The organism is Planctomycetota bacterium (assembly GCA_021414025.1).
GTDB lineage: Bacteria > Planctomycetota > Phycisphaerae > Phycisphaerales > SM1A02 > SYAC01.
Genome location: JAIOPG010000002.1, coordinates 254,496 through 268,348, shown reverse-complemented (window position 1 = coordinate 268,348; position 13,853 = coordinate 254,496). Strand labels below are relative to the sequence as shown.

11 protein-coding genes are annotated in these 13,853 nt (G+C 63.5%); 5 read left to right on the top strand and 6 right to left on the bottom strand.

All coding sequences use genetic code 11. The features are described from left to right. Positions 1-30 precede the first annotated feature (30 nt). A complete protein-coding gene (locus K8R92_01835; protein MCE9618632.1) occupies positions 31-1,533 on the top strand; it encodes an NCS1 family nucleobase:cation symporter-1 in 1,503 nt (500 codons plus the stop codon). A gap of 138 nt (positions 1,534-1,671) precedes the next feature. Then, positions 1,672-2,934, top strand: coding sequence for an aminotransferase class III-fold pyridoxal phosphate-dependent enzyme (locus K8R92_01830; GenBank protein MCE9618631.1), 1,263 nt, complete (start codon positions 1,672-1,674; stop codon positions 2,932-2,934). Between the two features lie 62 nt (positions 2,935-2,996). Here the strand turns inward: K8R92_01830 and K8R92_01825 are convergent, their stop codons facing one another. The 5 genes from K8R92_01825 to ppk2 all read right to left on the bottom strand — a co-directional run bounded on the left by K8R92_01825 (position 2,997) and on the right by ppk2 (position 6,638). Then, positions 2,997-4,097: a transporter substrate-binding domain-containing protein gene (locus K8R92_01825; GenBank protein MCE9618630.1), complete on the bottom strand. Its 1,101-nt coding sequence runs from the start codon at positions 4,095-4,097 to the stop codon at positions 2,997-2,999. Between the two features lie 51 nt (positions 4,098-4,148). Continuing rightward, positions 4,149-4,871: an MgtC/SapB family protein gene (locus tag K8R92_01820; GenBank protein ID MCE9618629.1), complete on the bottom strand. Its 723-nt coding sequence runs from the start codon at positions 4,869-4,871 to the stop codon at positions 4,149-4,151. A gap of 96 nt (positions 4,872-4,967) precedes the next feature. Then, positions 4,968-5,153, bottom strand: a complete 186-nt coding sequence (locus K8R92_01815) for a PspC domain-containing protein (GenBank protein MCE9618628.1) — start codon at positions 5,151-5,153, stop codon at positions 4,968-4,970. 52 nt (positions 5,154-5,205) lie between these two features. Beyond that, positions 5,206-5,865 (bottom strand): class I SAM-dependent methyltransferase, encoded by a 660-nt coding sequence (locus K8R92_01810; protein ID MCE9618627.1) that lies wholly within the window; start codon positions 5,863-5,865, stop codon positions 5,206-5,208. Beyond that, positions 5,865-6,638: a polyphosphate kinase 2 gene (ppk2, locus tag K8R92_01805; protein ID MCE9618626.1), complete on the bottom strand. Its 774-nt coding sequence runs from the start codon at positions 6,636-6,638 to the stop codon at positions 5,865-5,867. Before ppk2 ends, K8R92_01810 begins: the two co-directional genes overlap by 1 nt. 141 nt (positions 6,639-6,779) lie before the next feature. On the opposite strand from ppk2, the gene K8R92_01800 reads away from it, so the two are divergent. The 3 genes from K8R92_01800 (at position 6,780) to K8R92_01790 (ending at position 11,471) form a co-directional block, all read left to right on the top strand. Then, positions 6,780-7,166, top strand: coding sequence for a zf-TFIIB domain-containing protein (locus K8R92_01800; GenBank protein MCE9618625.1), 387 nt, complete (start codon positions 6,780-6,782; stop codon positions 7,164-7,166). A 205-nt stretch (positions 7,167-7,371) separates the two neighbouring features. Further along, a complete protein-coding gene (locus K8R92_01795; GenBank protein MCE9618624.1) occupies positions 7,372-9,228 on the top strand; it encodes a S8 family serine peptidase in 1,857 nt (618 codons plus the stop codon). Positions 9,229-9,257: 29 nt separating this feature from the next. Continuing rightward, a complete protein-coding gene (locus tag K8R92_01790; protein ID MCE9618623.1) occupies positions 9,258-11,471 on the top strand; it encodes a hypothetical protein in 2,214 nt (737 codons plus the stop codon). A gap of 1 nt (position 11,472) precedes the next feature. Here K8R92_01790 and K8R92_01785 read toward each other — a convergent pair whose 3' ends face one another. Continuing rightward, on the bottom strand, positions 11,473-13,851 hold the full coding sequence (locus K8R92_01785) for a VCBS repeat-containing protein (GenBank protein MCE9618622.1): 2,379 nt from the start codon (positions 13,849-13,851) through the stop codon (positions 11,473-11,475). Positions 13,852-13,853: the final 2 nt, after the last annotated feature.

The following is a 13,853-nucleotide window of genomic DNA, read 5'->3' as shown; positions in this document are numbered from 1 at the left end:
GCCGGCAAACGCCGATAGAAGCGCCTGCCGATGGCCCGTTCGACGAACGAATCCGAATTTTCGACCACGGGACTCGAGGACTCCCGCCTCTACAACATCGACCTGGCCCCCGTGCCGCAGTCGAAGCGCAAGTGGGGCCTGTGGAGCATCGCCGCGCTGTGGATCTCCATGGCGGCATGCGTGCCCACCTACATGCTCGCCTCCTCGCTGATCGAGGGGGGCATGAACTGGTCGCAGGCGATCTTCACGGTCTTCCTGGGCAATCTGATCGTGGTGATCCCGATGGTGATGAACGCCCACGCCGGCACCAAGTATGGCATTCCCTTTCCCGTCTTCTGCCGCGCGTCCTTCGGAATTCTGGGTGCCAACATCCCCGCGCTGATGCGCGCGATCGTGGCCTGCGGATGGTTCGGCATCCAGACCTGGATCGGCGGCGAGGCGATTTTCAAGATCACCTCCATCTTCGCACCGTCGCTGGCCGATCCGTCGTGGGCGCCGATGCTGGGCATCACCCTGCCGCAGTTCGTCTGCTTCATGCTCTTCTGGGGCATCAACATGTTCGTCGTTTACAAGGGAATTGACTCCATCCGGATCCTGCTGCAAATCAAGGCGCCGCTGCTGATCGTGCTGGGCATCGCCCTGCTGGTCTGGGCTTACGAAGCTGCCGGCGGCTTCGGACCGATCCTCGCGCAGCCCTCAGCGTTCGCCCCGGGACAGCCCAAGGACGGCCAGTTCTATTCATTCTTCTTTCCGGCGTTGACCGGCATGATCGGATTCTGGGCCACGCTCTCTCTGAACATCCCTGACTTTTCGCGCTACGCGCACACGCAGCGCGACCAGGTGGTCGGGCAGATCGTCGGCCTGCCCTTCACCATGGCGCTCTACGCCTTCATCGGCGTGGCGGTCACCTCGGCGACGACCATCATCTACGGCAAGGCGATCTGGGACCCGGTGAACGTGCTCATGCAGTTCAAGAATCCTGCGGTGCTGATCGTGGCCATGGTCGCGCTCTGCATCGCCACGCTCGCCACCAATCTGGCGGCGAATGTGGTGAGTCCGGCGAACGATTTCGCCAACCTCGCTCCGCGCCGGATTTCATTCCGCACCGGTGGATTCATCACCGGAGTCGTGGGCATCCTGATGATGCCGTGGAAGCTGATCGCCGATCCGTCGGGCTACATCTTCGTGTGGCTGGTCGGATACAGCGCCCTGCTGGGTCCGATCGGCGGCATCCTGATCTGCGACTATTTTGTGATCCGCCGCACCACGCTGAAGCTGAACGACCTCTACCAGCACCACGGCGCCTACCGCTACCACGGGGGCTTCAGCGTGACCGCCATCATCGCGCTGGTGGCGGGAATCGCCCCGAATATCCCGGGATTTCTAGGCACCATCAAGGTGCTCGACGCCGCCCGGGTCGGACCTTTCTGGATGGGGCTCTACAACTACTCCTGGTTCGTGGGCTTCGCCATCGCCTTCGTGGTGTACGGGCTGCTGCGCATGATTTCGCCGCTGCGCCGCAAGAACGCCTGAGCGGATTTCCGCAAGCCGCGCCGCTGAACTATCCTTGCCGCCGTGACCACCCAACTCTCCAACGCTCCCGTTCAGCTTCCCCCCTGCTCCTTCACACCCAAGCCCTACACCGGGCCATCGCCCGAGGAAGTGCTCGCGATGCGCAAGCAGTTCCTCTCGCCGGCGATCTTCCACTATTACAAAAATCCGATCATGATCGTGGAGGGCAAGGGCCAATGGCTCTTCGACCACGCGGGGCGGCGCTACCTCGACGGCATCGGCGGCATCGTCACCGTGAGCGTGGGTCACTGCCATCCGGAAGTCACCAAGGCTGCCATCGAGCAGCAGGAAACAATCGTCCACACCACCACGATCTACCTGAATCCGCAGATCGCCCTTTTCGCCAAGGAGCTCGCCGCCAAGATGCCCGGGGAGTTGAAGGTCTGCTATTTCGTCAACTCCGGCTCCGAAGCCAACGACCTGGCGATCACCATGGCCCGCGCCGCCACCGGCAACTACGACGTCCTTGCCCTGCGCAACGCCTACCACGGGGGCAGCCCCGGCTCGATGGCCCTGACCTCGCACCACACCTGGAAGTTCAATGTGCCCCATGGCTTCGGCGTGCAGCACGCGATGATGCCCGACCTTTATCGCGGCCCCCATGGAGCGAACGATCCCGAGGCGGGCCGCAAGTACGCCGATGACGTGAAGAACCTGATCCAGTTCGGAACCTCGGGCCAGGTGGCCGCCTTTATCGCCGAGAGCATTCAGGGCGTGGGCGGCTCGGTCGTCTTCCCGAACAACTATTTGAAACACGCCTACGAGCATGTCCGGGCCGCCGGCGGACTTTGCATCGCCGACGAGGTGCAATCCGGTTTCGGACGCACCGGCACGCACTTCTGGGGCTTCGAGACGCAGGGCGTGACCCCCGACATCGTCACCATGGCCAAGGGCATCGGCAATGGCTGTCCGCTCGCTGCGGTGGTGACCACGCCTGCGATCGCCAAGAGCATCGCCAACCGGATCCACTTCAACACCTTCGGCGGCAATCCCGTTTCCTGCGCCCAGGGCCGCGCGGTGCTGCGGGTGATCGAGCGCGAAGGGCTGCAGGCGAACTGCCTGAAGATCGGCCAGCAACTCAAGACGGGCTTTGCGCAACTGGCACAGAAACATTCGCTCATCGGCGACGTGCGCGGGCTCGGCCTGATGCTGGGCGTGGAGTTGGTCAAGGATCGCGCCACCAAGGTCCCCGCCAAAGAAGAATGCGCCGCCGTCTTCGAGAAGTGCAAGGACCTGGGGCTGCTCATCGGCAAGGGTGGTTTGTGGGGCAACACGCTCCGCATCAAGCCTCCCATGTGCATCACCAGCGCGGATGCGCAGTTCATTTTGGCCGTGCTCGATCAGGCGCTGGCCAGCGTGTAAGCCGGCACCACGGGATGGGCTCGGCGTCGGTGCACGCGACGATGTCGCGCCACCGGCCTCGCTCAGGGATTGCCGAAGTAGCGGCGCTGCAGCTCGTCGAGGTAGCCGGATTCCTGCAGCTTCAGCAGCTCGAAGTTGATTTCGTGGCGCAGGTCGCTCTGTTTGGGCAGGCCGAAGGCGTACTTCTCCTCGTTGAAGACCGCGCCGACTTCGGTGACCGGCACCTCGGGGTGGGTATGGTCGAAATACTGCAACTGCGGCGCGTCGGCCACGATCGCCTGGATCTGGTGGGCGACCAAGTCGTCGATGGCGGCGGGAAGCTGGTCGAAGGACTTCGTGAACATCTGGTGCGACTCGCAATACTCGTTCGCGGCGGAACCCTCGATCACGCCGACGGACTTGTTGGCCAGGTCGCGGACGCCGTGGATCTCGTGGAGCAGCTTGTTGGCGGTCATGATGCTGGTGACCGACGAGGTGATGTAGGCCACCACGCCGACCCCGCACACCAGCCAGATCCCCCCGAAGACCTTGCCCAGCGAGCCGACCGCCCCCTTGTAATTGGTCTTGCCGGTCATCACCACCGACATCACGTGGTAGAAGGACTCGGCGAGCCCGTGGTGCCATTGCCTGTGAAAGGCCGCGTCGACGCGGCGCAGCACCGCGGTCACGATCACCGTCAGCACGAGGATGATCAAGCCGCCGTACATGAAGATGTCGACGAAGCCGTACTGGTGCAGGCTGTTGAAGAACCGCGCGAAGCCGAAGCGATGGTCCTCGTTGATCATGATCCGCAGCCCGGTGTTGAAATAGGGGTGCGTGAAGTCCAGCAGCTTGAGACGCGAGCTGGTCACGGTGAAGTTGACCACGGCGATGTCGGCCTGGTTCGAACCCAGCTTCTGGATCATGTCCGTGATGGATTCGCACTTCTCGTAGGTGAACTTCACGTTCATCAGCGTGGCGATCTTCTCCCACAATTCAATGGAAAATCCGGTGTAGACCCCGGGCGCGTTCTCCATGACGAAGGGCGGACTCACGTAGACCGCGGCCCGAACTGTGCGCTCCTTGATGGGCGGCGACGTCTGCGGCGACGCTTCGCCGGCGGCCGGCGCCAGACCGGTGGCCAGTGCCAAAGCCATCGCCACGATGCCCTTTCGAAAAGTCATGCGGCGGATTCTACTGAGGTCGTTTCGGCGCACGGCGCCGACTGAATGGCGTCAGGCATGCCAGTGCGTGTCCCGGACTCCCTCGAGCTGGCCGATCCGCTGCGTGACCTCGACCGGGAATCGCACCAGATCCATCTTCTTGAACTTCAGATGAAAGGTGATGCGCTGGCGGGGCTGCTCCTGCGATGTCTGGATGTCGATGCTCTTGATCTTGATCGAGAAGGTCTTGAGCTCGCTCAGGATCCGGTCGATCGACGCGCCGCCCTCGTTCAGGTTGACGGAGAAGTCCGCGTACCAATCATCCTGGATCCGGGATTCCACCACGGGCAGCAGGTAGAGGATGATGAAGGAGGCCCCCGAGGTGAGCAGGCCAATGCCGATGGCGCCTGAGCCGAAGGCCAGGCCGATGACCGTCGCGGACCAGAGCGTGGCTGCGGTGGTTACGCCGCGCACGATGTGGCTGGTCTGGCGGATGATGACACCCGCCCCGAGAAAACCCATGCCCGAAAGGGCTCCCGCCGCAAGTCGAGCCGGATCGGGATGCGCGGCCTGGGTGACGCCGGTTCGTGCGACATCATTAAGGTAGAACGAATCGGAAATGATCATCACCGCGCAGGCCGAGAGGCTCACCAGCAGCGTGGTCCGAAGACCGGCGGCGCGGCCATGCCGCTCGCGCTCGATGCCCAGGATGAAACCCGCGGCCAGCGTGAGTCCGATCCGCAGCAATATGTCCGGTCGCAAATCAACGGCGATCTCATTCCAAATCATCGACATGCTGGAATATCGGCATTTTCAGGGCACAATCAACACACCCCATCCTGCGCGCCCGCGATTCCGCGGCCAACCGGCGCGTATGCGATCCGCCGAGGGTTACTTCGACTTCTGCGGCATCAAGAACCACAGAGCAATATAGATCAGGATTCCCGGAAACCCGGCGCTCATGACCGAGAGCAACGCATAGATCACACGGACCCGCGTGGAGGGCCAGCCGAGATGCGCGGCGATGCCGCCACACACGCCGGCGATGACCCGGTCATTGGTTCGGAGCATGGACATGGAAGATCCTTGGGTTGGAATGAGCAGTGGAGGGCATGCCCAGGAAAGTACCTCAATCGCCGGATTTTTTCCGCAGGAAGACCACGTTGGGTGATGGAATGTCGCACTCCATGTCGAAGCGCCGCGCGATGACCTGGAACGTCTCCTCCCGGTAGAAGGTGACATGGGTCGGGTCCCTCCGGTAGTGCCAATCCGCAAAGCGGCTGTCCTCGGTTTGAAAGTTGGTCATGATCGCCAGCACACCCCGGGGGCGAAGCATGCGGTGCAACTTGGTGAACTCCTCAAGCGGCTGGTGAAAATGCTCGGCCACTTCGGAGCAGGCGATGAAGTCGTAGGTCCGCTCCAGCGCCTTCCGGTCCGGGAAGAACGAGGGGTCGTAGAGATGCATCTCGTGCCCCGCCTGCGACAGCATCTGCGCCAGCGCGGGACCGGGGCCGCACCCATAGTCGAGGCCGGTCTGTCTCGGGCCGAGCCGAAGCAGCAGCGGCGCCGCCAGGCGGTTCAGGAAGGATCGGTAGCGTTGATCCTGCGGATCATTCTGATGCTGCCGATATTTTTCCAGTTCCACCATTGGAGTGGGCAGCTGGTCCGACGCCATCAGGGTCGCCGCGCACTCCCGGCAGCGCAGGTAACGGAATTCATCCTTGGCCAGAAATGGCATCAGCGACTCACCGCCGCACACGCGACAGCGCGCTTCCGAAGCGCCGCCCATCAATACTTCTCAGCCACGAACTTCCGCTTCCGCAGCGGGGCCTCGTCGTCGTAAGCGTGCTTCATCGAGCGCTTGGGCAGCTTCACCTTTTCGCGGGGCATTTTCTTGTGCGGAATCAGCTCCAGGATGTGATGGATGCAGTTCAGGCGGGCGCGCTTCTTATCGTCGGAGCGGAGAATGTGCCAGGGCGCGTGCTTGGTGTCGGTGGCCTCGAGCATCTTGTCGCGGGCCCGCGAATACTCGAACCACTTGCTGCGCGAAGGCAGGTCCATCGGGCTCAGCTTCCACTGGCGCAGTGGATCCTCCATACGGGCCTCGAAGCGGCGCTTCTGCTCCTTGTCGCTGGACTCCAGCCAGATCTTGATGAGCTGGATGCCACCGCTGACGATGTACTTCTCCATCACGGGACAGAGCTGCAGAAACCGCTGGTACTGCTCCTTGGTGCAGAATCCCATCACATGCTCCACGCCGGCGCGGTTGTACCAACTGCGGTCATAGATCACGACCTCCCCCGCCGCCGGAAAGTGCTGCATGTAGCGCTGCATGTACATCTGCGACTTTTCGCGGTCGGAAGGCGCCGGCAGTGCCACGGTCCGGAATACGCGCGGGCTCACTCGCTCGGTCAAAGCCCGGATCGTGCCGCCCTTGCCGGCGGCATCGCGACCCTCGAAGATGATGATGACGCGGAGCCCCATGTGCTTGACCCATTCCTGGAGGTGGCAGAGCCTGACCTGAAGATCATGGAGCTCGCGCTCGTACTTCTTGGCTTTCATCTTTCCCGGATCGCTTGTCTTTGAATGCTTGCTCATGGGCGAGTGCCGTTACCATTGCGCCGTGGAATCATTCCCTGGCAGTGTACTTGCCGGGCCCGCTCTCGCGATGCTACGATGCCGATCCCACTTTCCCGAGGACCTATGAGCCAGTTCTTCAATCCCACCGGTTACAACAAGGCGGACCTGCAGTTTCACGAGCATGATGAGCGGCTGCTGCAGGAACTGCGCGGCAGGCTGGACACGCATCGAAACGAAGTCGCGGCGAAGAATGCCAAAAGCGCGTACTGGATGAAGTGCCCCAAGTGCGGCCAGGACATGAAGGAGGTCCATCTTCATCTCAAGGAAGTGAAGTCCCGCGACGTGGTGGTGGACCAGTGCCCCAAGTGCGGCGGCGTCTACTTCGATGCCGGCGAACTGGCGATCCTGATCGGTCCCGATCCCCGTTCTCACAAGCTGATCGAGAGACTTTTCAGCTGGCTCCCCCGATACCAGGAAGCCGTGGATCTGCTGTGGCCTCGCAAAAAATAGCGAACTCGGGCTTGAATTCATTGACAATTTGGTTTGCGTGACCGGGAGCGCGCGGTCCGTTCACCCGCTTGAAAATCAGGGTTCAATGTCCGCATACTCGGGCTTTGCCCGGGTATTCTTTTGTGTTTTCGATTGTTTTTGCGGCATTTGGGGATATTCTTTCCGCAGAGTTTGGCCGATGGACCATCGCGAAAGGAATGACCCGTTGAAATTAAATAACCTCATCATCACCGCCGTCGCTTCCGCACTTCTGGTCGTCCTCGCCGGCACGGCCATCGCCGCGGGCCAGGGCTCGCCGGCGCGCGGCCCGGCCACCACCGGCGCCCGTCAGGTCGCGACCGCGCAGCTTCCCTTGGAGATGCTGCCCGTCCTTGATCGCTCGATCAAAATCGGCCATGCCGACCCCTCGACCAAGATGCATGTTTCGGTGAGTTTCCCCTACGCGGATCCCCAGGGCATGCAGGAGTTCGCCAACAGCGTCAGCGATCCCAAGAGCCCCAACTTCCGCAAGTTCATCACCCCCGAGGAGGTTGGCGAGCGATTCGGCATTCCTCAGGAGCGTGTGCAGGCCGTCGTCGACTACTTGAAGTCCCAGGGAATCAAGGTGACCTTGGTCTCCAAGAACCGATTGGGCGTCACCTGCGAGGGCACGCTGGCGCAGTTTGAAAGCGCCTTTGGAACGACGATCGACCAGTATGCGACCACGCCGGATGAAGCCGGCAACGCGAAGTTCGTGGCGCCTTCGAAGCCGATCAGCGTGCCGGCCCACATCGCCGGTGACATCACCGATGTCTTCGGCCTGGAAACCTTCACCAAGCCGATGTACCGCGCTCTGACGTGCACGCAGGCGCGAACCGCCTACAACTCCGCCCCCATCTACAACGCGGGACAGCAGGGACAGGGCCGGACGCTCGCCATCTCGAGCTGGGATGGATTCCGCCTGACCAATGTTCCGCTGTACTACAGCCACTTCGGCCTGCCGACCCCTGTGGGCGGCGTGGGCAGCAATGTCCACGTCGTGCCGATCAGCGGCGGCTCGGGCGCGGGCACGCCCAATGCCGAGGGCGACCTCGACATTCAAATGGTGCTGGGCATGGCGCCATTGTGCGAGTTCTATGTCTATGACGGCGGATCGAGCAACCTGATCGGCGTCCTTCAGCAGGAGGTCAACGACAACCTCGCCGATGTCATCAGCGAAAGCTACGGCTGGAACCTCACCACCTCCTCCGCCAACGCGGCCCACAACCTGCACGTATCGATGACCGCACAGGGCATCACCTACATGTGCGCCTCCGGCGACTCCGGCACCACGATCGAGCCCTACTCCTATCCCAACTCCGACCCCGAAGTTTTGCTGGTGGGCGGCACCCGGATTACGCTCAGTGGTTCGAGCGTTCGAACCGCCGAGGTGGGCTGGAGCGGAAGCGGAGGCGGCTGGAGCACCAAGACTCCCGCCTTCAATGTGCGACCGCCATGGCAGACGGGAACGGGCGTGAACCTGACGATCAACAAGCGCATGGGTCCGGATGTGTCGCTTCACGCGACCGGCAGCGGCACCGGCGCCTTTCAGTTCTACCTCAACGGAGTGCTGAACTCGGGATACTCCGGGACCAGTTTCTCCTCGCCGGTCCTCTGCGGCATGCTTGGCATCGGCGAGCAGAAGCTCATCAGCCTGGGCGGACTGCCCCCCAACGGCGCCGGCAAGCAGCGCTTCGGCCGCATGCAGGACGTGATCTACTCCCAAGACGGTCGGCCGGATGTCTGGTACGACATCACATCGGGCAACAACGGGACGCTTCCCAACGGATCCTCCTCGAGCTGCACGACCAAGTTTGACATGGTCACGGGATGGGGCGCGATGAACATCGACGCCTTCATCGCGACGCAGGTTCCCTGCTTCGGCGACTTCGACCTCTCCGGCGACGTCGATGGCGGCGATGTCGGTCTGCTGTTGCTGGATTTCGGCAACTGCCCCGGCTGCTCGACGGACCTGGATGGCGACGGCGTCGTGGATGGCGGCGACATGGGTCTGCTGCTGCTGAGTTTCGGCCCCTGCCCTTGATGATTCACAACTAACTAGGAAGTTCCCCATTGAGACTTGATAAATCGATCGTCGCCTCCCTCTCCGCTGTCCTTTGCGTTTCATTCGCCGGCCCGGTTCTTGCCGATGCCACGGGGCATGGCCCCCTGCTGCCGCTGAACGACCCCAAGCCCGTCGATGGCGCGCCCTCCCGGATGCTCGGTCTGGAGTTCATTCCCGTGCCGGCCATCACGCTGGGCGATGTGGACCTTTTCCAGATCTATCTGGAGGATGATCGGGCGCCGCAACCAGCGCCGCTTCGGGTGGGTGTCTCGCAGGCCGTGGAAGCGACCATCGGAGACGGTCAGTGGATCAACGTCGAGGGCGGCCGCCTCTGGCAGCTTGAGATTTCCGGAACGGGATCCATCTTCAACCGCCTCCATCTCACCGGCGTCATGCTCGGTCCGGGCGAAAAGCTCTGGCTGGTCTCCGGCAACGGCGCCGATGTCGCCGGTCCGATCGAGGCCCGCGGCGAGTTCGAGAATGGCGAGGCGTGGGGCGTCTTCGCGCTGGGCGAAACCAGCCGCATCGAGTGGTTCGTTCCCGACGCCGCCGATCCCCAGTCGCTGCCCTTCGAGAGCGTCGATTACACGCACGGCTACCGCGACCTTTTCAGCACTGAGGCCCAGGAAGCCGGCTGCGACCAGGATCCCGCATGCTTCGCAGCCTGGGCCAACGAGGCCAACGCCGGAGCCCGGATGCTCTTCACCAGCGGCGCCAGCAGCTACTACTGCTCCGGCCAGCTGATGGCGACCGACGCCGCCGATGAAACTCCGTACTTCTCCACGGCCAACCACTGCATCTCCATCCAGTCGGAGGCCAACAGCTGCCAGTTCCTCTTCAACTATCGCGCCACCACCTGCGGCGGCGCCACCGGCACGACCCACAACGCCGTCGGCGGCGACCTGGTGAGCACCTACGCCACCAGCGACTGCACGCTGCTGATGGTCCGTGCGACGCTTCCCTCCAACGCCTTCTGGGCGGGTTGGATGTCCACCAATCCGGCGACCGGCGTGGCTTCCACGGGCATCCACTTTCCGGGCGGACGCCGCGAGACCATCTCCTTCTGCAACAAGGCGGCGGCCTCGTCGCTCTGTGGAACCTCCTCGCAATGGTCGACCGTCTCCTGGTACTCCGGCGTCACCGAGGGCGGCTCCTCGGGCAGCGCGCTCTACCTGGACAGCGACCACAAGATGTACGGCGTGCTGACCTGCGGTCTGAGCAGCTGCACCAACCTGACCGGCAAGGATGGCTATGGCCGCTGGGACCGGGCGGTGACCACCGGAGGCTTCTCGGTGCCTCTGGCCGTGGGCAGCGACGACTCCCTTGAGCAGAACGACACCTGCGCCACCGCCAAGGCGGTCGCCCCCGGCACCTACTCCGGGCTGGTGGTCAAGCGCCTCGACGAAGACTGGTACGCCCTGACAGTTCCACCCACCGGCACGGTCACGATCACCGAGACCTTCGTCAACGGCAATGGCGACATCGACACGCAGCTCTTCGATAGTTGCAGCGGCGCAGCGCTGGTCACCCGCAATGGCCACGTCAACAATGACTCCTTCACCTACACCAACACCACGGCGAGCAGCACGATCCTGATGCGGGTCTACCTCTACAGCGACACCCGCAACGACTACTCCTTCAGCTACTCGGTCAGCGTGCCCCCGCCGGCCAACAACGAATGCGCCACCGCCACGCCCGTCGGCGTCGGCACCACCGCGTTCGACTCGACCTACGCCACCAACAGTGCGCTCGCAGTCGCGGCAGGCTGCGACGGCGGCACCTCGATGAACAAGGACGTCTGGTTCCGCTTCACGGCGCCGAGCGCCGGCAACGCAACAGCGAGCACCTGCGGACTCGCGAATTGGGACACCCGCCTGGTGATGTACCCCGGCAGCGTCTGCCCGAGCAGCTCGGCGGATTCGATCGCCTGCAACAACGACGCCTGCGGCTCGGCCAGCAGCGTCACCTGGCATGTCGACGCCGGCAGCCAGTGGTACATCCGCCTGGGCAGCACGGCCAACATCGGCGGGACCGGGTCGCTTCAGATCAGCGTGGCGTGCGACGGCGACTTCGATGGATCCGGCGAGGTCGACAGCGGCGATGTCGGGCTCATGTTGCTGGATTACGGCAATTGTCCGGGCTGCTCCTCCGACCTCGACGGCGACGGCGTGGTGGATGGCAGCGACATGGGATTGCTGCTGCTGGGCTTTGGACCCTGCTGAGTCAGTCGAAGTTCAAGAGGACCAGACCCACGTCTCCGCCATCGACCTGGCCATTGCCGTCCAGGTCGTAGTCGCTCTCGATCTCGCCGAAGGAGAGCAGCACGAGGCCCAGGTCTCCGCCATCGACGTCTCCGCTGCCGTCCAGGTCGTACTGGGCGGGCGGCTCCTGCGCGTCGAAGCTCATCCACCAGTTTCCGGTGAAGAAACCCTGCGTGGGAGGATTGTCGCCCCAGGGATTGTCCGGATTGTCCTCCATGCAGGGCTGACCGTAGCGCAGAGCCTGCATCGGCGTGGCCATGCCCACGGTGACTCGCCATTCACCCGGCTCGAGGATCCGGTCGATACGGCATTCCTCGCCCGCGGCCGCCAGTGACTCTGTGTAGGTGATCAGCGGCCCTTCGCAGGGACCTTGGGCCAGCACCAGTTGCGCCGGGAAATCGGCGTGCAGGCGCAATGAAATCATCGTGCGATCGGTCAGCGTCAGCAGATGCGCGTCAAGGTCGCGGGCGCCATCGCCATTGAGGGCGCCCTTGCGGATGTCGCCCGGCGCCACCGCCACATGGACCGGACTCGAGCGTCGCCCGCAGCCTTCACTGAGACGCTCGTAGCAATGCTCGTTCTCGTCGATCGCGTTGCCCGGCGCGATCACCTGCGGCGCCGTGTCGATGCACGCGTAGAGTGAAAGTTCCACGCAGAGCGAGTCCCAATTGGAGAGGCAACTGGGATCGAGCCTTGTCACCCGCGAACAACAATCAGGATCTTCGCAGCCGGGGCCGGCGTGCGCTTCGCCACAAGCGCCGCGGCTGGGGCAGACGATGCCTTTGCATTCGGTGCCGGCCAGGCTGACGCAATCCGCGTCCCAGGAGAGTTCGCAGCATTGCGGATCGAAGCCGCAGACGATTTCGCAGCATGGCGTGGTGAAGCAGTAGGGCGCCTCGTGCACGACCAGGCAATCCCCCGACGGCGGACCGCAGGTCGCGGAGTACGAGGAGGGCTCCATGCGGATGCCGCCCTGAGGCTCCGGCGCGAAGCCACGCGGCAGCGATGGGCCGACATTGGCCAAGGCGATCGCCAACTCCGGGCCGGAAGTGTCGTCGACCAATTCACTGGAAGTTTGAACCGTCGATGAAAGCGCGCCGGCGGTGTTCGCAAATGAAGCATTCAAATGAGAAGACGCTTGAGCCACGGCGATGGTGCCCGCGGTGACCGGAGCAAATCCCGCGTTGCGCAGCATGAACATCTTGTGTTTGGTCAGGTCGACCACGGCGATGTCGGGCCGGCCGTCGTGGTCAAAGTCGAGCACCGCGACATGCCGGGGAAAATCGCCGGTCAGAATCACCACCGGACCGGCAAGATCCAGCGGTCCGCCCGGCAGAGTGCGATTCTCGATGATGGAAACCTGTCCCGGAGTCACCGCCATCGCGATCAGGTCCTTGTCGCCGTCGCCATCCATGTCGGCGGCGGTGATGTTGAAGGCGGTGCCCACCGTGGCGCCGTCGAAGAATTGCGGCGCGTCAAAAAGACCGGTGGAGCCGCCGCGCCACACCGCCACCGGATTGGAGTGGTTGGTGGTGACCAGGTGCGCGATGACGTCGGGGCTGCCGTCGCGGTCGAGGTCGGCGATGTCACCGAAGGTGAATCCCGCGGTCGAGTTGGCCACTGTGGGCGCGCTCCACGCCTTCTCGCGGCCCAGCGAATCGCCCTTGTTCACCCGCGCGTTCAGTCGACCGCTGCCGGCGGTGAGGTCGATGATGTCGATGAAGCCATCCTGGTTGGTGTCCGCCAGCGCGGCCCAGTTGGGAAGCGCGGATCCCACGGTCCAGCGGTTCAGGCGAGTCTCGGCTCCGTGGATGAAATTGAGGCTGCCCGGGGCGCTGAGGTTGCGGAAGACCTGGATGGAGTTGGATCCATAATTCACCGCGACCAGATCGAGCTGGCCGTCGCGGTCCATGTCCGCCACGCGGACGCAGCGGGTCTCGCGCTCGGTCGGGAAGAAGACCGCGGGATCAAAAGTGCCGTCGCCATGACCGCGCAGCAGCGCGACGGCGCCGAAGGTGGCCCGCACAGCGAGGGCGATGTCCGCGTGGCCATCCCCGTCGAAGTCGGCGGTTTCCGCCCAATCCGTTTGCACGCCCAGGAGAATGGCGTTGTGTGCGTCGAAGCTGCCATCGTTGTTGCGCAGCACGAGGTAGACCAGTCCGTCGGTGTCGCGGCCGGGGACCACCAGGTCGAGCTGACCATCCTCATCAAAGTCCGCCACCGCGGGTTGGGTGGGAAAATGCTTGTTGGCGAAGGTGATCGTGATCGGCGGATCGAAGGTGGGCACGCCGCCTCCCGAGGCGACGATCATGGATGCAAGGAGTGTGGCCGCACCGGACATGG

Bases quoted from the DNA above. Each gene is read 5' to 3' on its own strand.
- K8R92_01835 (MCE9618632.1), top strand. From the start codon at position 31: ATGGCCCGTTCGACGAACGAATCCGAATTTTCGACCACGGGACTCGAG.
- K8R92_01830 (MCE9618631.1), top strand. From the start codon at position 1,672: ATGCGCAAGCAGTTCCTCTCGCCGGCGATCTTCCACTATTACAAAAAT.
- K8R92_01825 (MCE9618630.1), bottom strand. From the start codon at position 4,097: ATGACTTTTCGAAAGGGCATCGTGGCGATGGCTTTGGCACTGGCCACC.
- K8R92_01820 (MCE9618629.1), bottom strand. From the start codon at position 4,871: ATGTCGATGATTTGGAATGAGATCGCCGTTGATTTGCGACCGGACATA.
- K8R92_01815 (MCE9618628.1), bottom strand. From the start codon at position 5,153: ATGTCCATGCTCCGAACCAATGACCGGGTCATCGCCGGCGTGTGTGGC.
- K8R92_01810 (MCE9618627.1), bottom strand. From the start codon at position 5,865: ATGGGCGGCGCTTCGGAAGCGCGCTGTCGCGTGTGCGGCGGTGAGTCG.
- ppk2 (MCE9618626.1), bottom strand. From the start codon at position 6,638: ATGAAAGCCAAGAAGTACGAGCGCGAGCTCCATGATCTTCAGGTCAGG.
- K8R92_01800 (MCE9618625.1), top strand. From the start codon at position 6,780: ATGAGCCAGTTCTTCAATCCCACCGGTTACAACAAGGCGGACCTGCAG.
- K8R92_01785 (MCE9618622.1), bottom strand. From the start codon at position 13,851: ATGTCCGGTGCGGCCACACTCCTTGCATCCATGATCGTCGCCTCGGGA.